At 72.9% G+C, this 23,637-nt stretch carries 27 protein-coding genes; 6 read left to right on the top strand and 21 right to left on the bottom strand.

Annotation, left to right across the window (positions count from 1 at the left end; genetic code table 11):
• Window positions 1–216 precede the first annotated feature (216 nt).
• Entirely contained in the window at window positions 217–978 is a 762-nt protein-coding gene (locus ACSHWO_RS18935) for a phosphoglyceromutase (RefSeq protein WP_361094958.1), read from the bottom strand.
• A gap of 176 nt (window positions 979–1,154) precedes the next feature.
• Here ACSHWO_RS18935 and ACSHWO_RS18930 point away from each other — a divergent pair, with 176 nt between their 5' ends.
• Window positions 1,155–2,465: an MDR family MFS transporter gene (locus tag ACSHWO_RS18930; RefSeq protein WP_438313270.1), complete on the top strand. Its 1,311-nt coding sequence runs from the start codon at window positions 1,155–1,157 to the stop codon at window positions 2,463–2,465.
• Window positions 2,466–2,763: 298 nt separating this feature from the next.
• On the opposite strand, the gene ACSHWO_RS18925 is transcribed toward ACSHWO_RS18930, so the two are convergent.
• Window positions 2,764–3,273, bottom strand: coding sequence for a YbjN domain-containing protein (locus ACSHWO_RS18925; protein ID WP_361094963.1), 510 nt, complete (start codon window positions 3,271–3,273; stop codon window positions 2,764–2,766).
• Window positions 3,266–4,648 carry a D-inositol-3-phosphate glycosyltransferase gene (gene mshA / locus ACSHWO_RS18920; protein WP_404241378.1) on the bottom strand — a complete coding sequence of 461 codons (1,383 nt, stop codon included), beginning with the start codon at window positions 4,646–4,648 and terminating at the stop codon, window positions 3,266–3,268. The genes ACSHWO_RS18925 and mshA overlap by 8 nt, the downstream gene beginning before the upstream one ends.
• A 343-nt stretch (window positions 4,649–4,991) precedes the next feature.
• Here mshA and ACSHWO_RS18915 point away from each other — a divergent pair, with 343 nt between their 5' ends.
• The 3 genes from ACSHWO_RS18915 (at window position 4,992) to ACSHWO_RS18905 (ending at window position 8,556) form a co-directional block, all read left to right on the top strand.
• Window positions 4,992–5,765: a class I SAM-dependent methyltransferase gene (locus tag ACSHWO_RS18915; RefSeq protein ID WP_438313267.1), complete on the top strand. Its 774-nt coding sequence runs from the start codon at window positions 4,992–4,994 to the stop codon at window positions 5,763–5,765.
• A gap of 231 nt (window positions 5,766–5,996) precedes the next feature.
• A complete protein-coding gene (locus ACSHWO_RS18910; protein WP_361094969.1) occupies window positions 5,997–7,061 on the top strand; it encodes a C40 family peptidase in 1,065 nt (354 codons plus the stop codon).
• Between the two features lie 226 nt (window positions 7,062–7,287).
• The gene (locus tag ACSHWO_RS18905) at window positions 7,288–8,556 is read left to right on the top strand and encodes a PP2C family protein-serine/threonine phosphatase (protein ID WP_438313264.1); all 1,269 of its coding nucleotides are present in this window, start codon (window positions 7,288–7,290) and stop codon (window positions 8,554–8,556) included.
• A 27-nt stretch (window positions 8,557–8,583) separates the two neighbouring features.
• Here the strand turns inward: ACSHWO_RS18905 and ACSHWO_RS18900 are convergent, their stop codons facing one another.
• The 4 genes from ACSHWO_RS18900 to ACSHWO_RS18885 all read right to left on the bottom strand — a co-directional run bounded on the left by ACSHWO_RS18900 (window position 8,584) and on the right by ACSHWO_RS18885 (window position 10,819).
• Window positions 8,584–8,922 (bottom strand): DUF2516 family protein, encoded by a 339-nt coding sequence (locus ACSHWO_RS18900; RefSeq protein ID WP_361094975.1) that lies wholly within the window; start codon window positions 8,920–8,922, stop codon window positions 8,584–8,586.
• 151 nt (window positions 8,923–9,073) lie between these two features.
• On the bottom strand, window positions 9,074–9,619 hold the full coding sequence (locus ACSHWO_RS18895; RefSeq protein ID WP_438313262.1) for a hypothetical protein: 546 nt from the start codon (window positions 9,617–9,619) through the stop codon (window positions 9,074–9,076).
• Window positions 9,620–9,644: 25 nt separating this feature from the next.
• Entirely contained in the window at window positions 9,645–10,082 is a 438-nt protein-coding gene (locus ACSHWO_RS18890; protein ID WP_361094981.1) for a helix-turn-helix domain-containing protein, read from the bottom strand.
• A 26-nt stretch (window positions 10,083–10,108) separates the two neighbouring features.
• Window positions 10,109–10,819, bottom strand: coding sequence for a DUF4386 domain-containing protein (locus ACSHWO_RS18885; protein ID WP_438313260.1), 711 nt, complete (start codon window positions 10,817–10,819; stop codon window positions 10,109–10,111).
• Window positions 10,820–10,924: 105 nt separating this feature from the next.
• On the opposite strand from ACSHWO_RS18885, the gene ACSHWO_RS18880 reads away from it, so the two are divergent.
• Window positions 10,925–11,728 (top strand): TetR/AcrR family transcriptional regulator, encoded by an 804-nt coding sequence (locus ACSHWO_RS18880; protein WP_438313258.1) that lies wholly within the window; start codon window positions 10,925–10,927, stop codon window positions 11,726–11,728.
• On the opposite strand, the gene ACSHWO_RS18875 is transcribed toward ACSHWO_RS18880, so the two are convergent.
• From ACSHWO_RS18875 to ACSHWO_RS18860, 4 genes are all read right to left on the bottom strand, one after another.
• On the bottom strand, window positions 11,673–12,245 hold the full coding sequence (locus ACSHWO_RS18875) for a hypothetical protein (protein ID WP_438313256.1): 573 nt from the start codon (window positions 12,243–12,245) through the stop codon (window positions 11,673–11,675). The two genes, ACSHWO_RS18880 and ACSHWO_RS18875, sit on opposite strands and share 56 nt — an antisense overlap.
• Before the next feature lie 122 nt (window positions 12,246–12,367).
• Window positions 12,368–13,144: a putative protein N(5)-glutamine methyltransferase gene (locus ACSHWO_RS18870; protein WP_438319155.1), complete on the bottom strand. Its 777-nt coding sequence runs from the start codon at window positions 13,142–13,144 to the stop codon at window positions 12,368–12,370.
• Window positions 13,145–13,239: 95 nt separating this feature from the next.
• A complete protein-coding gene (locus ACSHWO_RS18865; protein ID WP_438313254.1) occupies window positions 13,240–14,490 on the bottom strand; it encodes a GNAT family N-acetyltransferase in 1,251 nt (416 codons plus the stop codon).
• Window positions 14,491–14,553: 63 nt separating this feature from the next.
• Entirely contained in the window at window positions 14,554–15,195 is a 642-nt protein-coding gene (locus ACSHWO_RS18860) for an RsiG family protein (RefSeq protein WP_361094992.1), read from the bottom strand.
• 161 nt (window positions 15,196–15,356) lie between these two features.
• On the opposite strand from ACSHWO_RS18860, the gene dtd reads away from it, so the two are divergent.
• Window positions 15,357–15,782 (top strand): D-aminoacyl-tRNA deacylase, encoded by a 426-nt coding sequence (gene dtd / locus ACSHWO_RS18855; RefSeq protein WP_361094995.1) that lies wholly within the window; start codon window positions 15,357–15,359, stop codon window positions 15,780–15,782.
• 52 nt (window positions 15,783–15,834) lie between these two features.
• Here the strand turns inward: dtd and ygfZ are convergent, their stop codons facing one another.
• The 10 genes from ygfZ to ACSHWO_RS18805 all read right to left on the bottom strand — a co-directional run bounded on the left by ygfZ (window position 15,835) and on the right by ACSHWO_RS18805 (window position 23,590).
• Window positions 15,835–16,800: a CAF17-like 4Fe-4S cluster assembly/insertion protein YgfZ gene (ygfZ, locus tag ACSHWO_RS18850; protein ID WP_361094998.1), complete on the bottom strand. Its 966-nt coding sequence runs from the start codon at window positions 16,798–16,800 to the stop codon at window positions 15,835–15,837.
• Between the two features lie 21 nt (window positions 16,801–16,821).
• Window positions 16,822–17,286, bottom strand: coding sequence for a Fur family transcriptional regulator (locus tag ACSHWO_RS18845; protein ID WP_361095002.1), 465 nt, complete (start codon window positions 17,284–17,286; stop codon window positions 16,822–16,824).
• A 77-nt stretch (window positions 17,287–17,363) separates the two neighbouring features.
• Window positions 17,364–17,936 (bottom strand): FABP family protein, encoded by a 573-nt coding sequence (locus ACSHWO_RS18840; protein WP_438313251.1) that lies wholly within the window; start codon window positions 17,934–17,936, stop codon window positions 17,364–17,366.
• A gap of 332 nt (window positions 17,937–18,268) precedes the next feature.
• The gene (locus ACSHWO_RS18835) at window positions 18,269–19,141 is read right to left on the bottom strand and encodes a hypothetical protein (RefSeq protein WP_438313249.1); all 873 of its coding nucleotides are present in this window, start codon (window positions 19,139–19,141) and stop codon (window positions 18,269–18,271) included.
• Window positions 19,138–19,944, bottom strand: a complete 807-nt coding sequence (locus ACSHWO_RS18830) for a hypothetical protein (RefSeq protein ID WP_438313247.1) — start codon at window positions 19,942–19,944, stop codon at window positions 19,138–19,140. Before ACSHWO_RS18830 ends, ACSHWO_RS18835 begins: the two co-directional genes overlap by 4 nt.
• Window positions 19,941–20,717, bottom strand: a complete 777-nt coding sequence (locus ACSHWO_RS18825) for a hypothetical protein (protein WP_438313245.1) — start codon at window positions 20,715–20,717, stop codon at window positions 19,941–19,943. Before ACSHWO_RS18825 ends, ACSHWO_RS18830 begins: the two co-directional genes overlap by 4 nt.
• Window positions 20,718–20,825: 108 nt before the next feature.
• A complete protein-coding gene (locus ACSHWO_RS18820) occupies window positions 20,826–21,089 on the bottom strand; it encodes a DUF3099 domain-containing protein (protein ID WP_361095017.1) in 264 nt (87 codons plus the stop codon).
• Window positions 21,090–21,251: 162 nt separating this feature from the next.
• Complete coding sequence (locus ACSHWO_RS18815; RefSeq protein ID WP_361095020.1) at window positions 21,252–21,542, bottom strand: DUF1416 domain-containing protein; 291 nt, start codon at window positions 21,540–21,542, stop codon at window positions 21,252–21,254.
• A gap of 54 nt (window positions 21,543–21,596) precedes the next feature.
• Entirely contained in the window at window positions 21,597–22,442 is an 846-nt protein-coding gene (locus ACSHWO_RS18810) for a sulfurtransferase (protein WP_438313242.1), read from the bottom strand.
• A 419-nt stretch (window positions 22,443–22,861) separates the two neighbouring features.
• Window positions 22,862–23,590 carry an LmeA family phospholipid-binding protein gene (locus ACSHWO_RS18805; RefSeq protein WP_438313240.1) on the bottom strand — a complete coding sequence of 243 codons (729 nt, stop codon included), beginning with the start codon at window positions 23,588–23,590 and terminating at the stop codon, window positions 22,862–22,864.
• Window positions 23,591–23,637 lie beyond the last annotated feature (47 nt).

Here is a 23,637-nt window from a genome sequence, read left to right as displayed (position 1 = left end):
CCTCGTCCCCGCCGGGACGGGGCCCTTTCGATCACCTTCCCGCGCAGACCCACCCGGTCGCGCTCGGCCGGAGTGGCGCACACCCCGAGGCACGGCACGCGACGAAATGACGTGCCGTGACGGGAGGGACCCGGCCGGAGCGGCCCGGGCCTGCACACGCGAGAGCCCCCTTCCGATGGGCGGGACCACGGGAAGGGGGCTGTCGCGCGAGCAGTACTACTTCTTCTTGCCCTGGTTCTTGACGGCCTCGATGGCGGCCGCGGCGGCCTCCGGGTCGAGGTAGGTGCCGCCCGGGTTCAGGGGCTTGAAGTCAGCGTCCAGCTCGTAGGAGAGCGGGATGCCGGTCGGGATGTTCAGGCCCGCGATGTCGGCGTCGGAGATGCCGTCGAGGTGCTTGACCAGGGCGCGCAGGGAGTTGCCGTGCGCGGCGACCAGGACGGTGCGGCCGGCCAGCAGGTCCGGGACGATGCCGTCGTACCAGTACGGCAGCATGCGCTGGACGACGTCCTTCAGGCACTCCGTCTTCGGGCGCAGCTCCGGCGGGATGGAGGCGTAGCGCGCGTCGCCCGACTGGGAGAACTCGGTGCCGTCCTCGAGGGCCGGCGGCGGGGTGTCGTACGAGCGGCGCCACAGCATGAACTGCTCCTCGCCGAACTCGGCGAGGGTCTGGGCCTTGTCCTTGCCCTGGAGCGCACCGTAGTGGCGCTCGTTCAGCCGCCAGGAGCGGTGGACGGGGATCCAGTGGCGGTCGGCGGCCTCCAGCGCGAGCTGCGCGGTGCGGATGGCGCGCTTCTGGAGGGACGTGTGGACCACGTCGGGGAGCAGGCCGGCGTCCTTGAGCAGCTCACCGCCGCGGACCGCCTCCTTCTCGCCCTTCTCGTTGAGGTTGACGTCCACCCAGCCGGTGAACAGGTTCTTCGCGTTCCACTCGCTCTCGCCGTGGCGGAGCAGGATCAGCTTGTACGGTGCGTCGGCCATGCGTACGAGCCTAATGGACGCGCCGGGGCGGCCGCGCGGGGCCGTCCCGGCCGCCGGACCGGCCGCCATCCGGGGCCGCGGATTGACGGTACGCGTCAATCGAGTGGCTTGGAAACGACGGCCCTCGTAGGGTGCCAGCAGCCAGAGGGGTACTTACATCGCCGGGGGGATTCCGTATGTCCGTGGGAAGTCTGAGACGTGCCGTGCACGAGAGCGTGTCGGGTCTGCCGCGGGCCTTCTGGTGGCTGTGGACGAGCACCCTGGTCAACCGGCTCGGGGCCTTCGTCGCCACCTTCATGACCCTGTACCTCACCCAGAAGTGGGGCTACTCGGCCTCCTTCGCCGCCCTGGTGGTCGCCCTGCACGGGCTCGGCGGCGTGGTCTCCTCGCTGGTCGCCGGGGTGATGACGGACCGGCTCGGGCGCCGGCCCACCCTGTTCGCCGCCCAGGCCTCCACCGCCTTCGCGGTGGCACTGCTCGGCTTCCTGGAGCACCCGGCGGCCATCGCCGCCGGGGCCGCGCTGGTCGGCTTCACCTCCAACGCCTCCCGCCCGGCGGTGCAGGCGATGATGGCGGACATCGTCCGCCCGGAGGACCGGGTGCGGGCCTTCGCCCTGAACTACTGGGCCATCAACCTCGGCTTCGCGGTCAGCTCGGTCGCCGCCGGCCTGATCGCCGAGCACAGCTACCTGGCGGGCTTCCTGGTCGAGGCCTCGCTGACGCTGGTCTGCGCGGTGCTCGTGTGGTTCAAGCTGCCGGAGTCCCGGCCCGAGCGGGCCGCCGACGGTTCCGGCGGGGCCGTCGAGGAGGAGATCGGCCTCGGGACGGTGCTCCGCGACGGCCGGTTCATGGGCGTGGTGGCGCTGTCCTTCCTCATCTCCATGCTGTTCATGCAGGCCTCGGTGGGCCTGCCGGTGGCCATGGCCCTGGCCGGCTTCTCGGCCGGTGACTACGGGCTCGCGATCGCCGCGAACGGCGTGCTGATCGTGGCGCTGCAGATCCCGGTCACGCGGTTCATCGAGCACCGCGACCCGCAGAAGCTGCTGGTGGCCTCGGCCCTGCTGGCCGGGTACGGGTTCGCGATGACGGCCTTCGCCGGGTCGCTCGCGGTGTACGCGCTGACGGTGTGCGTGTGGACCCTGGCCGAGATCATCAACTCGCCGACCCAGATGAGCCTGGTGGTCCGGCTCTCCCCGCTGCACGGCCGGGGCCGCTACCAGGGCGTGTACACCCTGTCGTGGTCGGTGGCCGCGGTGCTGGCCCCGCTGCTGGCCGGCCATGTGATCGACACGTACGGGGCGGACTGGCTGTGGGCCTCGACGGCGGTGCTGGGCACGGCGGCCGCCGCCGGGTACTGGGTGCTGATGCGGGGGCTGCCGCGGACGGCGTCCGAGGGGGAGGAGCAGCCGAGCCCGGCCGCGCCGGCCCCCGGCGCGCCGGCTCCGGGCACCCCGGGTTCCGTCCCGGACCCGGCCCCGGCGGCCTGAGGCGGGCGTCCCAGGCTCAGCGGAGACCGGCGAAGGTCGCGGCGAGCACGACGCCGCCCGCGAGGAAGAGGACCGCCAGCGTCGCCGTGCCGGTCTTCCGCGCCCCGGTCACCTCCGGCTCCGGCATGGCGGCCATGCCGCCCGGGTGCTCGGGGCGACAGGACGGCCAGGACGGCCAGGCGTACACGAGGGCGCCGGCTGCGGTTCCGCTCGTCCCGCCACGGTGCCGCGCGCGGCCGCCGGCGGCCGGGGCGACAGACCTCCCGGGTCGCCGCCGCGTCCCGTTCGGCGCGGTGCGTCAGCCGGTCGGGCCGCCGGGCTCGCCCTCGGGCCGGGTCAGGTGGCGGAACGCGTCCAGGTTGAAGGTCGGTTCGCCGCGCGAGACCCGCCACTCGTACTCCCGCTTGATGGCGCCGGCGAAGCCCAGCTCCAGCAGGGTGTTGAAGGCTCCGTCGGCCGCTTCGAGGACGGTGCCGAGCAGCCGGTCCAGCTCGTCCGGGGTCACCACGGACAGCGGGAGCCGGCCCACCAGGTAGATGTCGCCGAGGGCGTCCACCGCGTAGCCCAGCCCGTACAGCTTGAGGTTGCGCTCCAGCAGCCAGCGGTGGACGCCGGCCTCGTTCTCGTCCGGGTGGCGGATGACGAAGGCGTTGACCGACAGCGAGTGCCGGCCCACCTTGAAGGAGCAGGTCGTGGACAGCTTGCGGGTGCCGGGGAGCTGGACGACGTAGGTGCCCGGGCGGGGGCTCTCCCAGCTCAGTTCCGCGCCGTTCAGCGCGCTCTCGATGATCGCGGCGGTGTCAGCCATGGTGGGAGCGTACGCGACGGCGGTGATCATGCATGGCGGCCGTGTACACGTCGGCCGTGCCGCTCGCGGCGGTGTCCCAGCCGAAGAACTGCGCGTGCCGGGCGGCCTCGGCGCCCATGCGCGCGGTGAGCTGCGGGTCGTCCATGAACCGCCGCAGCTCGCGGGCGTAGTCCACGGGGTCGTGACCGGGTACGAGGATGCCGGTGGCGCCGTCGTTGACGGCGACCGGCAGGCCGCCGACCTCGGCGGCCAGCACCGGCGTGCCGGTGGCCTGCGCCTCGATCGCGACGAGCCCGAAGGACTCGTTGTACGAGGGCATGACGAGCACGGAGGCCGCCCGGAACCAGTCGGCGAGCCGGTCCTGGGCCACGGGCGGGTGGAAGTGGACCAGGTCGGCGATGCCCAGCTTCGCGGCGAGCTTCTGCAGGCCCTCCGGTTTGGCGAGCCCGCTGCCGCTGGGACCACCGACGACGGGTACGAAGAGCCGTCGGCGCAGCGCCGGGTCCTGCTCGACGAGCACGGCGACCGCGCGGAGCAGCACGTCGGGGGCCTTGAGCGGCTGGATCCGGCCGGCGAACAGCGGTATGACGGCGTCCTGCGGCAGGCCGAGGCGGGCGCGGGCGGCGGCCCGGCCGTCGCCGACGGTGAAGCGCTCCAGGTTCACGCCGGGGTGGACGACGGCCACCTTGGCGGGGTCGGCGTCGTAGTGCCGTACGAGCTCCTCCGCCTCCTCGGCGGTGTTGGCGATGAGCCGGTCGGCGGCGGACACGATCTGGGTCTCGCCGATGACGCGGGCGGCGGGCTCGGGGGTGTCGCCCGCGGCCAGGGCGGCGTTCTTGACCTTGGCCATGGTGTGCATGGCGTGGACGAGCGGGACGCCCCAGCGTTCGGCGGCGAGCCAGCCGACGTGCCCGGAGAGCCAGTAGTGGGAGTGGACGAGGTCGTAGTAGCCGGGGCGGTGGCCGGCCCAGGCCTGCATCACGCCGTGGGTGAAGGCGCACAGCTGGGCGGGGAGCTCCTCCTTGGCGAGGCCTTCGTACGGGCCCGCGTCCACGTGCCGGACGAGCACGCCGGGAGCGAGCTCGACCACGGGCGGCAGGCCGCCTTCGGTGGCCCGGGTGAAGACCTCGACCTCTATGTTGATCGCGGCGAGGCGCTTGGCCAGCTCGACGATGTACACGTTCATGCCGCCGGCGTCGCCGGTGCCGGGCTGGTGCAGCGGCGAGGTGTGCACGCTGAGCATGGCCACGCGCCGCGGCTTGCGGTGGTGGCCCACGGAGGGCAGGCGCAGCCGGGGCGGATCGTGGCGGGTGCCGCGGACGGCGGCGATCCGGCCGCCGATGCTGCCGCCGAGGCGGGACACGTACTGGCTCAAGGGAGCAGTTCCTCTCGCTCGGACCGAAGTCGCTCGACGACTCTGGCGCCGCCGTGCGGGCACGGCGGTGCAGCGGCGGCTGCTCGACGGCGTCGGCGGGCATGCCGGATGGAGCGCACCGGGCGCCCTCAAGGAGTGCAACCCGGTCGGCTGCCCCGCGCATTCCACGACCCGGCGATTTTCCTCCGCCCTCGGGCGGCTTTTCCTCCGGCGGCCGCCCTCCGCTTACCCTCGGCCCATGTCCCAGCGCCCTCCCGTGCCCTCCGTCCGTGCCGCCGGATCTGGTGGAGCCGGCCGTTCCGGCACCGGTTCCGGCGGTGCTTCGGGCACTCGGTCGCGCCCCGTGGGCACGGTGACGCGCGGGACGACGAACCCGAACCGGCTGCGCCGCATGGACCGCTGGATCGCCGCCGTGCACGGGCCGGCGCTGCGCCGCGCGGAGTCTCCGGTCGCGGTGGACCTCGGGTACGGGGCCGCGCCGTGGACGGCGGTCGAGCTGCTGGCGCGGCTGCGGGAGGCGGCGCCGCGGGTGCGGGTGGTCGGCATCGAGATCGAGCCGGCGCGGGTCGCGGCGGCGAAGCCGTACGAGCGGGACGGTCTGGGCTTCCGGCACGGCGGGTTCGAGGTGCCGCTGGACGGCGGCGAGCGCCCGGCGCTGATCCGGGCGGCGAACGTGCTGCGCCAGTACGACGAGGAGCAGGTGGCCGCGGTCTGGGAGCGGCTGTGCGCCCGCCTGGCCCCGGACGGCCTGCTGGTCGAGGGGACGTGCGACGAGATCGGGCGGCGGCACGTATGGGTCGCGTTGGGGCCCGAGGGGGCGCGGACGGTGACGTTCGCGACCCGGCTGGGCTCCCTGGAGCGCCCGTCCGATCTGGCGGAGCGGCTGCCGAAGGCGCTGATCCACCGCAATGTGCCGGGGGAGCCGGTGTACGCGTTCCTGCGCGACTTCGACCGGGCCTGGGCTGCGGCGGCCCCGTACGCCTCGTACGGGGCGCGGCAGCGCTGGATCCGGACGGCGCGGGCACTGGCGGGCGACTGGCCCCTGACGGACGGTCCGGTGCGGTGGCGGCAGGGGGAACTGACGGTGCGCTGGGAGGCACTGCGCCCGGAGGGGTGAATCCGCGCGGCGGGGGAACCGGTTGCCGGGGCGGCCCGTTGAGCCGTCGGGACTGTCCCTGGGACCGGTGGGGGTCGTTGTCGCGGCAGCCAAGATCGGCAGTACGCCCGGAAGGGTGTTGGAATCCGCCGAGTCGTGGCACCATCCCGAGGGCAGCCAATGTTACTGATGGATAGTCAGATCCGGTGGGGTGTCTGGCATCGGATCGGACTCGGGGTACCTGGGGGGACCATGGGAACCGTGGAGCCGAAGCGGCGGCGCGGTCGCGCGCACGCCCTGACGCTGCTGTGCGCGACGGCCCTGCTCGCGGTGACGGCACTGGGCGGCGTGGCCCAGGCGGCACCGGCGCCGGAGCCGGGCGCCAAGTCCCTGGAACAGGTGCGCAAGGAGATAGAGGACCTCTACCGCCAGGCGGGCACGGCGACGGACGCCTACAACCTCGCCGAGAGCGAGGCCAAGGCGCAGTCCGACCGGATCGTCGAGATCGCCAAGCAGGTCGCCGCCGGCCAGGAGCGGATCTCCGCGCTGAAGAACCGCGCCGGCGCCGCCGCCCGCGCCCAGTACCGCTCGGGCGGTCTGCCTGCCGGGGCCCGGCTGGCGCTGAGCAGCAGCCCGGTCCAGTTCCTCGACGGCACGGACCGGATCCGCCGCGGCGAGAAGGCCGCCACGGACCTGCTCTCCGACATGAACCGCACCCAGACCGACCTGCAGCAGCACGCGAAGGACGCGAAGGCGGAGTGGGAGAAGCTCGAAGCCAACCGGATCAAGAAGGAGGCTTCCAAGAAGGAGGTCGAGGAGAAGATCAAGGCGGCCGAGGAGCTGGAGAGCAAGCTGGAGGCCGAGGAGAAGGCCCGGCTGCTCCAGCTGGAACACGACGCGCAGTACAGGGCTCAGACGGCCTGGCTGTCGACGGGCGTGCTGAAGGAGATCAACGGCTCGGCCACCGAGGCCGGCAAGAAGGCCGTGCAGTTCGCCACGCAGCAGATCGGCAAGCCGTACCGGTGGGGCGCCGAGGGCCCCGACTCCTTCGACTGCTCCGGGCTGACCTCGCAGGCCTGGCGGGCGGCCGGCCGGGGCATCCCGCGCACCTCCCAGGAACAGCTGCGGCTGCTGCCCAAGGTCGCGATCAAGGACATGCGGCCCGGCGACCTGATCATCTACTTCGACGACGCGAGCCACGTCGGCATGTACGTGGGTGACGGCGCGATGGTCCACGCCCCGCGCCCCGGCCGGCAGATCACGCTCGCCGGCGCCGGCTCCATGCCGATCAGGGCAGTGGTCCGCCCCGACGCCTGACCGGTGGCGCGGGAGGGGGAACCTCCCGCGCCCCACCGACGTCTCGTGGACCGGGACGAGGACGTCCTCCGCCGTGACGTTCATCATTCGGCGAGGCGGAATTTCCCCCGCGATATGGCATATGCCTCTGTCCCTGGCGCGGAACGGCATTCCGTTCGCCCGCCACGGACCGCTAGGGTCGGCCCGGACGAGCGCACCCTCGGGGGGAGGGAAGGAACCGGAGACGATGCCCGTACCCGTACCGCGGCAGAGGGAGACCCCCGCCACGGAGAACGGTCAGGCCGTACTGCCCCAGGCGTCCCTGACCCTGCTGGTGATCGAGGACGACCCCGCGGGCGGGCTCACCGTTCCCGAGATCCTCGACGCCGACCGGCACCGCATCCGGCTGCGCACGGCCCGCAACCTCACCGAGGCCAGCCGCCTGCTCACCCCGGACGTGCACTGCATCCTGCTGGACCTGGCCCTGCCGTCCGGCGGCGCGGCCTCCCGCACGGCTGCCGGCGGCGGCACGGACACGGTGGACCAGCTCGACACCCTCCGCCAGGTGCTGCGGATCGCGCCCCGCCACGCCGTCCTCGTCCTCACCGCCGAGGCCGACGCCGAGCGCGCCGCCGAGGCGGTCCGGGTGGGCGCGCAGGACTTCCTCTTCCGCGACGAGCTGGACGGCCGGCTGCTGAGCCGCGCCATCCGCTACGCGGTGGAGCGCAAGCGGGCGGACATCGCCCAGTACAAGCTCGCAGAATCGAAACTGCGGGCCCAGGAGAACGCCCGGCTGGAGCGCGGCCTGCTCCCCACCCCGCTGCTGGAGGGCTCCGACCTCCGCTTCGCCGCCCGCTACCGGCCCGGCCGCAGCCGCGCCCTGCTCGGCGGGGACTTCTACGACACCGTCCGCACCCCCGACGGCACCGTCCACGCGATGATCGGCGACGTCTGCGGCCACGGTCCGGACGAGGCCGCCCTCGGCGTCGAGCTGCGCATCGCCTGGCGCGCGCTGACCCTGGCCGGCCTGTGCGGGGACGAACTGCTGGCTACCCTCCAGGAGGTACTGGAGGTGGAACGGCCCTGCGAGGAGATCTTCGCGACGCTGTGCACCGTGGACATCTCCCCGGACGGCCGCCGGGCCGGCCTGTGCCTGGCCGGGCATCCGGCCCCGCTGATATCCCGGCCGGGGCGCCCGGCGCGGCTGCTGCCGTACGAGAACAGCGGGCCGGCGCTCGGCCTGCTGCCCAAGGCCCGCTGGCCCCGCCGCCAGGTGGAGCTGGGCGGGGCCTGGAGCCTGATGCTCTACACCGACGGGCTGATCGAGGGCCGCGTCGGCGACGGCCGGGAGCGGCTGGGGCAGGACGGCATGGTCGAGATGATCAACCGGCACCTGGACCGCGGGCTGAGCGGCGAGGCCCTGCTGGAGGCCTCCGTCACCGAGGCCCGGCGCCTGAACGGCGGCGAGCTCACCGACGACGTGGCCGTGGTCCTGCTGTCCCGCGGCACGTCCTGAGGGCTGCTTGCTAGTGCTGTGACCGCACTAACGGCCGCCGTTGTACGGACCGTACGGGCCGTCGCTGCTGCTGCCGCCGCGGCGCCGGCCACCGCCCGAGACCTGCTTGAGGGCGGGTCGGACGTCGACCAGGAAGACGATCGTCGCCACGAGGCCGGCGATCTGCAGGAACAGCATCCCCAGGAAGAAGTCGACGACCACGGTCACGCCCAGGATGACCAGCCAGAACGTCTTGGTCTGCTTGTCGGCCGCACGGTAGGCGTCCTCGCGGGCGAGCAGCGCGAGGACGAAGGCCACGACGGCGAGCGCCAGCATGGCGAACCCGAGCAACGGGAGCACCCCGTTATCGAACCCGTTCATCAACATCGACTCTCGACCGCCTTCTCACACGTGGCACGCCTGATGTCCTCTGCCTCCACGCTACCGGCAGAGCGGCCTTCACCCACCCCAACGGGCCGGACACCCCGCCGGTGCCCGGCCCACCGTCATCCGCCGTGCGGATCCGGCTCGCGCCGGCTCACACGTCGGCCGGCTCGCCCTGCTCGGCGGCGGCCTTCTTCGCGGGGGTCTTGCGCGTGGTGGTCTTGCGGGCGGCGGCCTTGTCCTCGCCCTCGCGGGCCGGCTCGACGGCCACGGCGATGTCGACGATCTCCTCGGAGACCTCGCCCCGCCACGCCCTTACCGCCTGCTCGCCGTGCTCGGCGACCCGGTCGTAGGTCTCCTTGGCGCGCACCGCGTACTCGGCGGCCACGCCGACCCCGCGCAGCGCAAGGTCCTGCGCCTGCTCGCCGATCTTCTTGGGGTCGATCTTCGCGTCGAGGGCGCCGAGCATTTCGGCGACCTTGGCCGTGACGACCTCCTGCGCCTCGCGCGCCTTCTGCTGCACGACCTTCGGGTCGGTGTTCTTCACGGCCTCGAACCGCGCCGGGGCCTCGGTGCGCAGCTGCTCGATGAGGGCGGGCACCTTCTTGGCCTGCTGCATCGCCAGGTCGGCGGTGCCGGCGGCGAAGTAGAGCGGGGTCGGGTCGGCGAGGGTCTTCTTCAGGTCATCGGCGATGGCCATGTGGCTGGTCCTCCCGGATCACAGTTCAGTTCGTGGAGTACTTGTCGTCGTCCGCGCCGGACGGCCCGCCCGGCCGGGCGGTGGCCGGGGGCGCCTCCGCGGCCCCCGTCTCGGCCTCGGCCGCGTTCTCCTTGCGGAACGACTCGTAGATCTGGAGCAGCACCTGCTTCTGCTGCTGGTTGATGGACGGATCGGCGAGTATGGCGGCCCGCGTCTCCACCTCGTCCCGGTCCCGCTCGTCGAGGATCCCGGCCTGCACGTAGAGCGTCTCCGCGGAGATCTGCAGGGCCTTGGCGAGCTGTTGCAGGATGTCCGCGCTCGGCTTGCGCAGCCCTCGCTCGATCTGGCTCAGGTACGGATTCGACACCCCCGCCGCATCGGCCAGCTGCCGCAGCGAGAGCTGGGCCTGCCGCCGCTGCTCGCGGAGGAACTCGCCGAGGTTCCCGACGTTGAGCGATGCCATGCTCCGATCCTGCCGCACCGCGCTAACTATTGCAAGCAGTCGCTTGCAGCAGCTCCCACCCCGGCCGGTCGCCCCTCCGGCCGGAAGCCCTTGACGGTCAGCCAGGCCGCCAGGACCAGCTCCCAGGCGAAGACCGGGAGGGCTGCCAGCGAACCCCAGACGGAGAGCTGCCCGTACGCCCCGAACAACACGGCGGTCGCCGAGGCGAAGATCAGCGGACCGCCGACCAGCCCCAGGGCGGCGATGGGCCGCGGCACCAGCCGCGAGCGGTACAGCAGGGAGGCCACCAGCACCGTGTTGGCGCCCAGGACGAAGTTCGGGCCGAGCAGGAACGTCCAGTCGTGGACCGCGACCAGCGCCTGTGCCGCGGCGAGCAGCGCGGACGGGTCCGCCCCCGGCGCCGGCTCCCGGCGCAGCGTGACCACCGCGAGCAGGCTGACGATGCCCACGCAGATGACGGCGGCCTCCAGGGTGCGCAGCCCCAGGTAGCCGGCGGCGGCGCCCGCACCGTACCGCTTGACCACTGGGTGGAGCGCGAGGGCGGTGCCGACGACCGAGAGCGCGAGCAGCACCTCGAAGAAGGCGCCCAGCAGCACGCGGGCGTCGGACCCCGGGCCGGCGACGTAACCGGGGTCGCCCAGGACCGGGCCGTACAGGACGAGCCCGCCGATCGAGGCGACGTGGGTGACGAAGAAGCAGACGCCCGCCGCGGCGGCGAGCTTTCTCGACGGTGACACCGGGAACCCCCTTGGATCCAGAGCCGAGGTGTACGGCGTACACCTATGGCCGCCACGGTAGGGTGTACGCCGTACACTCGTCAAACAGCGGGAGGCGGACGACAGATGACCCGGCCCACCGGCGGCACGAGCCGCCGGACCCCCCTCAGCACGGACCGCGTGCTGCGCGCCGCCGTCGCGTACGCGGACCGCAGCGGCATCGAGGCGCTGAGCATGCGCGGCCTCGCCCAGGAGCTGGGCGTCGTGCCGATGGCGCTCTACAAGCACGTCGCCAACAAGGACGAGCTCCTCGACGGCATGCTCGACGCCGTCGTCGCCGAGATCGACCCGCCGGCTGGCGCCGGGGGCGGCGCCTGGAAGGGCGAGGTGCGGCAGCGGGTCCTGTCGGCCCGGCAGGTGCTGCTGCGCCACCCGTGGGCCGCGCGCGTCATCGAGACGCGCACCGGTCCCACGCCCGGCGTCCTCGCCTACCTGGACTCGGTCATCGGGATGTTCCGCGCGGGCGGCCTCTCCGCCGACCTCACCCACCACGCGATGCACGCGCTGGGCGGCCGCGTGTGGGGGTTCACCCAGGAGCTGCTGCCGACCGGGCCGCAGGACCAGGACCAGAACCAGGACCAGGCGGCCGAGGCCGCGGCGGCGGTGGCCGCCCTGGCCGCCCGCTACCCGCACATCGCGGAGATCGCCGCCTCCCGACCCCACGACGGTTCGGCGGTGGTGGGCCACGGCTGCGACGACACCTTCGAGTTCGAGTTCGCCCTCGACCTCCTCCTGGACGGCTTCGAGCGCCTGCACGCCCAGGGCTGGAGCTCCGCCGCACGGCCCACCGCAGCAGCCGGCGGACCGGCCGGCCTCAGCCCCGAACCCGGCCGCCCCGCCCGCGGATCCGGCGGTGGTACGCCAGGGTGAGCGCGCCGAGCAGCGGCCCCCAGGCGATCAGCGGCAGGTACAGGAACCCGACGACGGTGTGGCCCAGCGGGGTCATGTCCGGGTGCGGGAACGTCCACCACAGCGCGAACGGCGTCCACACGAAGGTCAGCAGCACGGCGGCCGACGCCGCCACCACCGTGACCGCCCGGACCGGCACCCGCCGGCCGCCCCACCACGGTATTCGGCGCGGCACCACCTCTCCCCAGGGCCGGACCAGCCCCAGCGCGAGCAGCGCCAGCACCTCGCTCCCCACGCTGACACCGGCCGTGTACACCCGGCCCCACCCCGGGATGCCGGCCGCCACGTACCCCGCCTGCGTGTAGCCCGCCAGCAGGCCCGCCGCGAGCAGCAGCCGCCAGATGCCGGACGGCACGGCGAGCAGCGTGACGACACGGGCAGCGCGGACCGCCCAACGGGGCACCTCCGCGGCAGGAGCGGAAGCCGGAACCGAACCAGAGGCCGGGGCCGGGGCGGGAACCTGCTGTCGATGCGTCATGCACACCATCGTGTCGGCCGGTTCGGACCCCGGCATCGGCCCACGGAACCCTCGCCCGCGCAGCCCCCGGGCGGAGTCCGCACCAGCCTTCTCCCCCGCGCGGGGGAGAAGGCGTACACCCACTAGGCAGGGCGCGTGCCGACCACCACGGTCGCCCAGTACTCCTCCGACACCGCCGTCCGCACCGTGAGACCGCCCTCCTCCAGCGCCCGCGCCGTCCGGGGGGCCTGACGCTCGCTCGTCTCGATCAGCAGCCGCCCGCCCGGCGCCAGCCAGGGCAGCGCACCCGCCGCGACCCGGCGGTGGACGTCCAGCCCGTCCGGGCCGCCGTCCAGGGAGACCGCCGGCTCGTGCTCCCGCGCCTCGGCCGGCAGCAGCGGCAGCTCCCCCGTCGGCACGTAGGGGGCGTTGACCACCAGCACGTCCACCCGGCCCCGCAGCCCGTCCGGGAGCGCGCCGTACAGGTCGCCCTCGTACACCCGGCCGCCGTAAGGGGCCACGTTCAGCCGCGCGTACGCCAGCGCGGCCGGATCGATGTCCGCCGCGTGCAACTCCACCCCGCCGCCCAGCCGGGCCGCGACCGCCGCGCCGAGCGCACCCACCCCGCAGCACAGGTCGAGCACCACCCGGTCCGGCCGGCCCGGCGCGCCCGCCACCGCCTCGGACACCAGGAACTCGCTGCGCCGGCGCGGCACGAAGGCCCCCGCGCCCACGCGCACGCGCAGCCCGCAGAACTCCGCCCGTCCGACGACGTGTTCCAGCGGTTCGCCGCCGGCCCGGCGGGCCACCAGGGCGGCCAGGTGCGCGGCGTCGTCGGCGGCAGCCGTGAGCAGCTCCGCCTCCTCCTCCGCGAAGACACAGCCCGCCGCACGCAGGGCCTCCACCACGTTCACGTCCACATTCACGTCCACGGCGACGTCCTGGTGCAAATCCGCGCGCTCATCCACATCCGTGCTCTCGTCCACGTCCGCGCTCTCGTCCACGTCCGCCCCGCTCAGAACACGTCCGGGCACCACGGGCGCCGCGCCGTCCGGAACACGGCGTCGGCCAGCTCCAGCGCGCCCGGCCGCTCCTGCGCCACCTGCCCGAGCGCACCGAGCCGCACCGCGGACGCGTCACCGAGGTACAGGGAACCCAGCGCCGCCACGCCCAGGCGCAGGTCCGCGGGCTCGTCGGTGGGCGTGCACTCCCCCGCGCCCGCGTCGAGCCGGTAGCGCCCCGCGGCCGGACCGTCCGGGTCGGCGACCTCCAGGACGAGGACCCCGGGCACCGGGTACGTCCGTGCCCGCAGGGCCCGTACGACGTCCAGCAGCCGCACCCACATGAAGTCCGAGGAGGTCACGAGCCGGGCCGCGCGCGGGTCGGGGAGCAGGTGCGGGACCAGGTCGTCGGGGGCGCGGTAGCCGGTGCGGACCGTCTGCACCCAGTCGATGGAGCACAGGAAGTGCCACAGGGCGCGCTCGGCGTCCGGGGTGGCGGCGAGCAGTTCCTTGACCTGGAGGGTGTTCTGCGGGGTCTTCGCGTCCGTCCAGCGGTCGTCGGCGGTGTACGACACCAGGCCGGCCACCTCGCCCTCCGCCGTCCGGTACACCGCGTGGAACCGGTCCCGGTACGGCCGGAAGGACATCTCCTCCTCGCCGGTCGCAAGGCTCCACCAGCGCGCGTCGCGGCTCACCGCGCCGTGCCGGGACAGCCGTATGCGGTCGTGCAGGGCCGGGCCCACCCGGCGTGCCTCGGCCACGTCCACGATGTCGATCCGGCCGCCGTCCCCGGGCTTCGACCAGCGCGGGTCCAGCCCGGTGCGCCTGACGTCGATCTCCCATTCCGCGACGGTCACCGCGGGCCCGTACCCGTACCGCCCGTAGATCGGGTACTCGGCGGCGATCAGCGTCGACAGCACGTCGCCGCGCTCGACGGCGGCCGCCAGCTCCCCGGCCATCATGCGGCTCAGCAGGCCCTGGCGGCGGTGCGTGGGCATGACCGCGACGTTGGTGATCGCGGCGGACGTGACCACCGCCCCGCCGGGCACGGTGAGCTCCTGCCGGAAGGAGCGCAGGGTTCCCACGCACGCGCCGGTGGCGGCGTCGAAGGAACCCCACACCCGGGCGGGGTCGCTGTGCTCGGCGCGCTGGGCGACGTCGGAGTCCGTCACCCGGGTCGCGGTCAGGAAGCCGGTGTTCACGGCCCGCATCCAGGCGGGGAATTCGGATGCGGCGATCAGCCGCACGTCAGCTTCAGCAGTCATAACCCGCCACGCTAATCCGCCCGTCCGCACCGCGTCGCGGCAATTTCCGCCGCTGCGCCGCGCTCACACCAGGAGGTCGTCCACCTGTGCCTCGCCCTCCCGGTAGCGCCGCGTGATCTCCGCGCTGCAGTCGTCCACCGTGCGCTGCAACTGCTGCCGGCGGCGCGAGACCTGCTGCTCGTACCGCACCAACCGACCCATCGCGTCGTGCAGTTCGCCGTCCGTGCGGGCCTGGAGGTCCGACAGCTCCACGTCGGCCAGCATCTCCGCCGCCAGCAGCCGGTACTCCTCTCCGTGCGGGGTCCCGAGCGTGACGTGCCGGGCGGACGCGCTGCGGCTGGAGGGTGCGTCGGCGAGGATCTCCGAGAGCCGGTCCACCACCGGCGGCTCGGGCGCCACGGGCGCCTCCGGGTCGCTGCGCCGGGCCAGTTCGGCCCGCAGGATGTCGATCCGGCCCTGCAGGAGTCTGCGGATGTAGCTGAGGTCGGCCTCGTCGCGCTGCGCCTCGCGCCGCAGGGTGCGCAGTTCCGGCAGTCCGAGCGCGGTGGCGGGCGTGGTCGGCGCCTGCTCCTCCGCGGTGCGCTGCGCGGGTGGTCGGACCGCGCCGGCCACCGGAGCGGCCGCGACTGATGGGACTGGAGTGGCCGGAGCGGGCGCAGCGGCTGATGTGGCCGACGCAGATACGGAGGTACCAGAAGTATTCATGTGAACGTGTCCGTCCCCTCGACCGGTGCATGGGGTCTCGCCCGGCCCGTGGGGCCGGGGGAAGCACCGCCTGCGTGCATGGTGCCACTGTCCGTGGTGCCGGCGCAGTCCCGGTCCACCCGATCGGCCCCGGACGGGTGCACGCCTGGTACACAGGTGGTATGCGAGCAGTGGTGCAGAGGGTGGACGGCGCGAGCGTCGTCGTGGCCGGCGAGACCGTGGGCGAGATCGTCGGCGAGGGATTGTGCGTGCTGGTGGGCGTCACCCACGACGACACGCCGGAGAAGGCGGCGCAGCTGGCGCGCAAGCTGTGGTCCGTACGGATCCTGGAAGGGGAGAAGTCCTGCAGCGACGTGGCCGCGCCGCTGCTGGTGATCTCGCAGTTCACGCTGTACGGGGACGCCCGCAAGGGCCGCCGCCCCACCTGGAACGCGGCAGCGCCGGGCGAGGTCGCCGAGCCGCTGGTGGACGAGGTCGTGGCCCAGCTGCGCTCGCTGGGGGCGACGGTGGAGACGGGCCGGTTCGGGGCGGACATGCGGGTCTCGCTCACCAACCACGGCCCGTTCACCATCGTCATCGACGTCTGACGGCACCGGCAGGGGCGCAGGCCAGGGCACGTCGGGGAAGGCCCGGGGAAGGTCAGGGCGCGACGACGACCTCCTGCGAAGCGGCCGTCTTCCCGACCAGCAGCGGCGCGTCCACCGGCACGTTCCGCTTGACCAGCGCGAGGGCGATCGGGCCCAGCTCGTGGTGGCGGACCGCGGTGGTCACGAAGCCGAGCTGGCGGCCCTCCTCCCCGTCCGCGGCGAGCCGGACGGGCGCGCCGTGCGACGGGAGGTGCACCTCGGAGCCGTCCAGGTGCAGGAAGACCAGGCGGCGCGGCGGCTTGCCCAGGTTGTGGACGCGGGCCACCGTCTCCTGGCCGCGGTAGCAGCCCTTCTGGAGGTGCACGGCGGTGCCGATCAGGCCGATCTCGTGCGGGATCGTGCGGTGGTCGGTCTCCAGGCCGAGCCGCGGCCGGTGCGCCTCGACGCGCAGGGCCTCGTACGCGAGGAGGCCGGCGGCCGGGCCGTGCGCGGCGGCGAAGGCCTCCAGCTCCGCGCGGGGCAGGAAGACGTCCCGGCCGTGCGGGGTCTCCCGGACCACGTACTCCTTCGGGACCTCGGCGATGGAGCCGGCCGGCAGGTGGACGACGGCGAACTCGGCGGTGCGGTCGGCGACTTCGACGCGGTAGAAGAACTTCATCGACTCCAGGTAGGCGATCAGCGCCTCCTGGGTGCCGGGCTCCACGTGCGCCCACACGGTCTCGCCGTCGTCGACGAGGTGCAGCTGGTGCTCGATGTGGCCGTTGGCGGAGAGGATCAGGGCCTCGGTGGCCTGCCCGGGCGGGAGTTCGGTCACGTGCTGGGTGATCAGCAGGTGCAGCCAGCTCAGCCGCTCCGGTCCGGTGACGGTGACGACCCCGCGGTGCGAGAGGTCGACGAAGCCGCGGCCTTCGGCGAGGGCGCGCTGTTCGCCGTAGAGCTCTCCGTAGTGGGCGGCGACGCCCTCGTCACGGCCTTCGGCCTGAACGGCGCCGGGGAGGTTCAGCAAAGGGCTGGTCATGGGACCAAGCCTACGACCCTGCTATGCGGGTTCGGCACGGTGTTCGGCGGCGCACCCGCGGCACAGACCGAAGATCGCGAAGTGCTTCATGTCGGTCTCGAACCCGAAGGCGGAGCGGAGCTTCTCGGTGAACTCGGAGGCGACGCCGAGGTCCGCCTCGATCACGTCCCCGCAGTCGCGGCACACCAGGTGGATGTGGTGGTGCCGGTCGGCGAGGTGGTAGGTGGGAGCCCCGTGCCCGAGGTGGGCGTGGGAGACCAGCTTCAGCTCCTCCAGGAGCTCCAGCGTGCGGTAGACGGTGGAGATGTTCACCCCGGAGGCCGTCTTGCGCACGTGGGCGAGGATCTCGTCCGGCGTCGCGTGCTCCAGGGTGTCGACCGCTTCGAGCACGAGCTGGCGCTGCGGGGTCAGCCGGTATCCGCGCTGCCGCAGGTCGCTCTTCCAGTCGGTGCCCGAGGCACGGTCGGGGCTTTCGGCGCTCACCACCCGGCCAGTGTAAGCGCGGGAAGGGGACCGCGGGCGGGCCTGCGGTCCCCTTGTCCGATGTGCGCGGTCGGGACGGCTCAGCGGAAGAACGCGATGCCGTCGTCCGGCATGTCCGGGAGGTTGCGCGCCATCTCGGCGACCTCCTCGGGCGTGACGACCTTCTTGAGCTGGGCCGACATGTAGGGGCGCAGCTCGACGTCCGGGGTGGCCTTCTCGCCGACCCACATCAGGTCGCTCTTGACGTAGCCGTAGAGCCGCTTGCCGCCGCTGTACGGGCTGGCGCCGGCGGTGCGGGCGACCGCGTCCGTGGCCAGGTCGATCTGGGGCTTCTTGTCGGCGAGCTCGCCGTACCAGACCTCGATGACGCCCTGGTCGCGGACCATGACGACCTCGACCTTGCGGTGCTGGTCGATGCGCCAGTAGCCGGACTCCGACTCCAGCGGCCGCACCTTCTTGCCCCCGGCGTCGAGGGCCCAGGTGCGGGAGGTGTACTCCAGGAAGTCCCGGCCGTCGTGGGTGAAGACGACTTCCTGGCCGAAGTTGCACTTCTCCTCGCCGGGGAAGTCGAAGACGCCCGCGCCCTCCCAGGTGCCGAGGAGGAAGGCGAGGGGGACGAGGCCGGGGTTCAGGTCGGACGGGATCTGGATCATGGGTGGCTGCTCAGGCGATCTCTGGGAGGGGGATTCCGGTGGTCCGTGGGGCGGCCGATCGAAGGATCAGCGCTGGCCCTGGTACAGCTTCTTCACGGCCAGGCCGGTGAAGGCCATGACGCCGACGCAGACCAGGACCAGCAGAGAGGTGAAGAATGCCTCAAGCACGGGGTGCTCCTCGGAGGTTTCGGGTGGCGGGTACGGGGCCGGTCCCCAAGCCTACTGGCCTGGGGGCCGGCGCACTCCGTGAGGTAGGCCGCAGCCGTCGTCTCCGGCGCGGCGCGGCGTCCGGCGGCGGGCCGGGCGGAGCCGCGGGGCGGGCCGCGGGCCCCTCAGCCCAGCAGCTGGCTCTGCAGGATCACCGTCTGGTGGAACGGGACGGCCGCCACTGCCCCCTTGCGGCTCTGGAACACCGCGGCCTGCACGTCACCCGCCTGGACGCACCCGATCCGCACCTCCTCGTCGCCGACCGGCGCCGCCTCGGCGAACAGTTCCAGCGAGCCGCGCTCCGGCCGCGGCTGCACGAGCGCGACCTTGGTCCAGTCCTCGTCCTCGTCGATCCGGTTGACGCCCTTCACGTTCATGTTGATGCCGCACCGCTCGCGGCTCTCCGCGAACCCGGAGGAGGCGAAACGCAGCAGGTAGACGCGGGTCCGGGTGCCGTCGGGCATGGTCCAGCCGCGGCCGACGATCTGGCGCAGGCCCTCGTCGGTGAACTCCTGCTTCATCTTCGGTCGGACGGTGGGCTCGAACTCCTCCAGGAAGGTGTCCTCGGACACCTTCTGGTCCTGCTCCACCTTGAGCTCCCGGTCCGGGGCGGACCCGGCCGGCGTCGGCAGGAGCAGTTGGAACAGCGCGGCGTAGTGGATGCCGTCCTCGTCGTCGGAGGCGAAGGGCTGCGGTGCGCCGGGAGCCAGGGTGGGCTTGGCGAGGGTCGGGTAGTCCCAGCGGCCGTCTCCAGCGGTGGCGAGACCGGGCAGGTCGGTGCGCTCGGCCCGGCTGATCCCGTACGCGGTCCCTGTCCCGAAGGCGGCGAAGGCGACGATCGCGGCGAGCCACCGCAGTGCCGTGCCCGTCCTGCGCCGGCCCGGGCTCGCGGACGGCTCGGCGGCGGGCGGCTCGGCGGCGGGCGGCTCGGCGGCGGGCGGCTCGGCGGCGGGCTGGGGCCCCTGCGTGGCCGTGTCGGTGGTGTGGTGCTCGGTCACACGGACTCCCCGGGGGACTTCAGGTGGCTCAGCTGGTTCTTGAAGAAGGAGACGGCGTCCGTGGGCGAGAAGGGCTTGGGCCCGAACGCGCGGAAGTTGACCAGGACGTCCCCCTGGACGGCCACGCAGTCCATCGAGTCGATCTTCTCCTGCTTCTCCTCGCCGATGGCCAGCAGCACGCACTTGGCCTCCGGGTGGCCCTCCACCGCAGGGGCGCCCCGACCGTCGCCCGTCAGCTCCAGCAGCTTCTTCGTGACCTCGGAGAACTTGCCGACGGCCTGGGGGTCGGCCTGCATGATGCGGACCGAGTAGACGGCCGTGCCGCCGCTCCTGGTGTAGCTCCGGCCCGCGAGGCCCCTGAGCTTCAGACCCTCCAGCACCTCGTCGCGCTGCTTGCGGGCGCCACTGGACAGCCCGCCGCGGGCGTCCTTGAAACCCTGCACGGCCTTGTCGCCGGCGACGGAGAAGTCGTTGCCGTCCTGCCCCAGGTCGGGGCCGAGCGAGAAGCCGGACGGGACCGGCAGCAGCTTCCCGGACAGCTCGCCCGCCGGGACGGGGGCGGGCTCCTCCGGGGCCGCGGGGTGCTCGCCCTCGGCGACCCAGTAGCGGGTCGGCACGGTCCGGTCGGCCTTCTCCAGCGCGGCGGACGCCGCGATCCCGCCGCCCGCGAGGACGGCGATGCCGACGGCTCCCGCGACCAGGGCCGCGGCCCTGCGCCCGCTCCGGCGCCCGGCGCCGGCCGCGGCACCGGGCGCGGCCCCTTCGCCGGCCTTCGGGACGTCCGTGTTCAGCGGCTCGGTCACAGTCGCTCCAACTGTCGCTTGGCCAGGTCGACGACATCGCTCTCCGCGACCTTGCCGCGGTTGTCGAAGTAGTCGATCTCCATGACGATGTCGCCCCGGCGGGCGATGGCGCGGGCTCCGCGCACGGGGTGGTACCCCGGCTTCTGGTCGGCCTCGGAGTCCACCCACACGTGCCCGAGGTCGGCGGGGGTGCCCGGGATGGCCACGCCGGGGTTGCCCGCGTACTCCTTGCGCGGCATGAGCTCGGCCTGCGCGTGCTGGTAGACGTCCGCGCCCGTCCGGTCGCGGAACTGGATCAGCCGCACGTCGACGAAGACGCGGTCGTCCTGGGACCAGGCCGTGGCGGCGATCCGCCGGACCCCATCCTCCGCGAAGCTACTCAGGGCCTTGTCCGGCTGCTCGAAGCCGACCGCGAAGACGTCCAGACTCTGGTAGCCCGCGCCGAGGGCCTTGGCGCCGCCCGGCGTCTCGACCAGCAGCTTGCTGATGTCGCCGTCCGTCTTGTGGCGGCGGTTGGCGTTGACGGTCTCGCGCGTGGTGCCGGCGTCGGGCGCGAGCGCCTTCGGGGTCTTCAGCTTCTGCTGGGCCAGCGGCGGCAGCGGCGTCGGCGGGCGGCCGTACTGGACGGCGTACCCGGTGACCGTGCCGGCGAGGATTCCGAGCGCGGCCCCGCCGGCGATCAGCAGGGCGGTACGGCGGCCTCGGCGGCGGGTGCCCGCTCCGTGCGCGGTGGTCTGTTCGCGCAGCTCGGAAGCGGTCTGTTCATGTTGCAAGAGTGTCCCCCACGGACTGTCCACGCGGGTGATCACCCGCGCAGTCTTGACATGTACCGGAGGGGAACGGTTGTACGGAAGTGCATTGTGTTCCGCGCTGGCGGAAAGTCATTCGTCCCGGCGCCGCTTTCCGTCGAGTTCGTCCCACCACTCGTCGGACTTCGGATCGCCCGAGGGGTCGTCCCACCAGCGGTCGTCCGGGCCGCGCCGGTTCGCGACCATGGCGGCGACCGGCGGGATGACCATGGCGACCACGCACAGGGCCACGGCCGCCTCGACCGAGAACAGGCGCACGAAGGACCAGGCGGAGACGAAGAGGAAGAGGCATCCGCCCATGAGGAGGAAGTAGACGCGGCGCCGCCGGGCGTACATGCCTCCAGCGTAGGACCGGGGACGGCCCGCACGACAGCGGGACGGCACGAAGGGCCGCACCCCGCTCCAGTGGCGTCCAACCCCCTGGGGTGCGGCCCTTCGGCCGGTTCGCGGGCCACCGGCGGCTGCCCGTGGCAGCGCCGGTGGCAGGAGCGGTGGCGGTCAGACCGCGATCGCCACGTCCGTCACGCCGCCGGCCTCGGAAACGACCACGGCGCGGTCCGCCTGGGCACCCGGGACGAGCGCCCGCAGCGTCCAGGTACCGGTCGCCGCGTAGAAGCGGAACTGGCCGGTCGCCGAGGTCGGGACCTCCGCGGTGAACTCGCCGGTCGAGTCGAGCAGCCGCACGTAGCCGCTGACGGGCTCGCCGTCCTTGGTCACCTGTCCCTGGATGGCCGTCTCACCGGGCTTGAGCGTGGAAAGGTCCGGTCCGCCGATCTGTGCTCCGCACATGTTCCTCTGTCCTGTCCTCGAGAAGTGGTTCTGCTGGGCGTCGCGTGCCCGGGATTACTTGTTGGCGCCCAGCTCGATCGGCACGCCGACCAGGGAGCCGTACTCGGTCCACGAACCGTCGTAGTTCTTGACGTTCTCCTGGCCCAGGAGCTCGTGGAGCACGAACCACGTCAGCGCGGAGCGCTCGCCGATGCGGCAGTAGGCGATGGTGTCCTTCGCCAGGTCGACCTGCTCGGTCTCGTAGAGGGCCTTGAGCTCCTCGTCGGACTTGAAGGTGCCGTCGTCGTTGGCGTTCTTCGACCACGGGATGTTGCGGGCCGACGGCACGTGGCCGGGACGCTGCGACTGCTCCTGCGGAAGGTGCGCCGGGGCGAGCAGCTTGCCGGAGAACTCGTCGGGCGAGCGGACGTCGACCAGGTTCAGGGAGCCGATCGCGGCCACGACGTCGTCGCGGAAGGCGCGGATCGAGGTGTCCTGGGGCTTCGCCTTGTACTCGGTGGCCGGGCGGTTGGGGACCTCGGAGCCGTCGACCAGGTCGCGGGAGTCCAGCTCCCACTTCTTGCGGCCGCCGTCGAGGAGGCGGACGTCCCGGTGGCCGTACAGCTTGAAGTACCAGTATGCGTAGGACGCGAACCAGTTGTTGTTGCCGCCGTAGAGGACGACGGTGTCGTCGTTGGAGATGCCCTTGGCGGACAGCAGCTTCTCGAAGCCCTCCTGGTCCACGAAGTCACGGCGGACCGGGTCCTGGAGGTCCTTCTTCCAGTCGATCCGGACGGCGCCGGTGATGTGGTTCTTGTCGTAGGCGGACGTGTCCTCGTCCACCTCGACGATGACGACGTCGGCGTCGTTCAGGTGGGCCTCGACCCAGTCGGCGTCAACGAGGACGTCGCTGCGGCTCATGGTGTTCTCCTCCGGGGCAGTGTGCGGCGGGGCGGTGCGGGTGCTGCTGCGGGCGGCGCGGAGCGCTCCCGTGGACACTGCGCGGGGAGGCGTCAGTGGACAGGGAGGAAGGGCTGCACGCGGTCACGCGGGAAGGGACGGTCGTCCGAACTGGTGGAGCGGATGCGCTCTCAGGTCACATGGATCGACAGAGCATGGCGGCGACGCGACACAGGTCTACTGCCCGTCGCTTCGTGAGGTCCGCCTGCTGATGCTTCATGCCTGGATCGTAGGGACGAACGGGCCGCCCTGTCACCGGTGTGTCATATATCGAGACAGGAACGTCCGGATCGCGGGATGGCAAACCCCCCGGACGACCTCCCCGCACCCCGCCGGGGCCTGCGCGCGGCCCGTCCTTCTACGGATCGGACCTTCCCGTCTCACGATCCGGCCAGCGACACGTCCGAGCCGCTCAGCTCCAGGTGCACCCCGGCCTCGTCCGCGGTCAGCCCGGTCAGCCGCAGCCCGGCCGGCAGCCCGTCGTCGAGGCGCCGCTCGAAGTCGGTCTTCTTGCGGATCGCGGCCTCGATACCGGGGATGCCCTCCCCGGGCACCTCGTCGGCCCGTACCCGGACCGTCTTGGCGCCGCCCTTGCCGTTCCCGCCGCCCTTCGCGTCGACGAGCTCGACGGTCGACACCACGCTGCGGGTGAACGTCCTGCCCAGGACCTCCGCGGACGCGGTCACCTTCACCTTGCCCGGCGCCCCTCCGTAGGTGAGCTTCGCCCCGGTCTGCGAGGCGGCGGTCAGGTCCGGGTACGTGATCAGCGCCGAGCCCGTCGCGTTCCGGGCGGTGCCCCCGCTGTAGTCCCCGTTCAGCCGCACTCCGCGAAAGCTCGCCCGGAGCTGCGAGAGCCGCGTCTTGCGGCCGTCCGCGACGGCGTCGACGCCGTCCAGCCGGACGTCGACCCGGTCGAGCTCGCGGCTCAGCGCCTGGGTCAGGAACGGGAAGCCGTGGATCTCCACCTCGGCGGACCCGGCGAGCCCCGACTGCGCCCGTATTCGCTCGGCGAGCCTGTTCTCGGCGTAGCCGACCGCCCAGCGGTCCGCCCCGGCGGCCAGCGCGCCCAGCACCACGACGACGATCACGACGAAACGCAGGAATCGCACGCGTCTCTCCCCCCTGTAGACCGGTACGTCCGCCTCTAGTTGACCAT

The sequence above is a fragment of the Streptomyces pallidus (ex Mingjun et al. 2026) genome, from assembly GCF_051550185.1.
GTDB lineage: Bacteria > Actinomycetota > Actinomycetes > Streptomycetales > Streptomycetaceae > Streptomyces.
The sequence above is the reverse complement of the archived record's forward strand: the minus strand, read 5'-3'. Positions and strand labels throughout refer to the sequence as shown.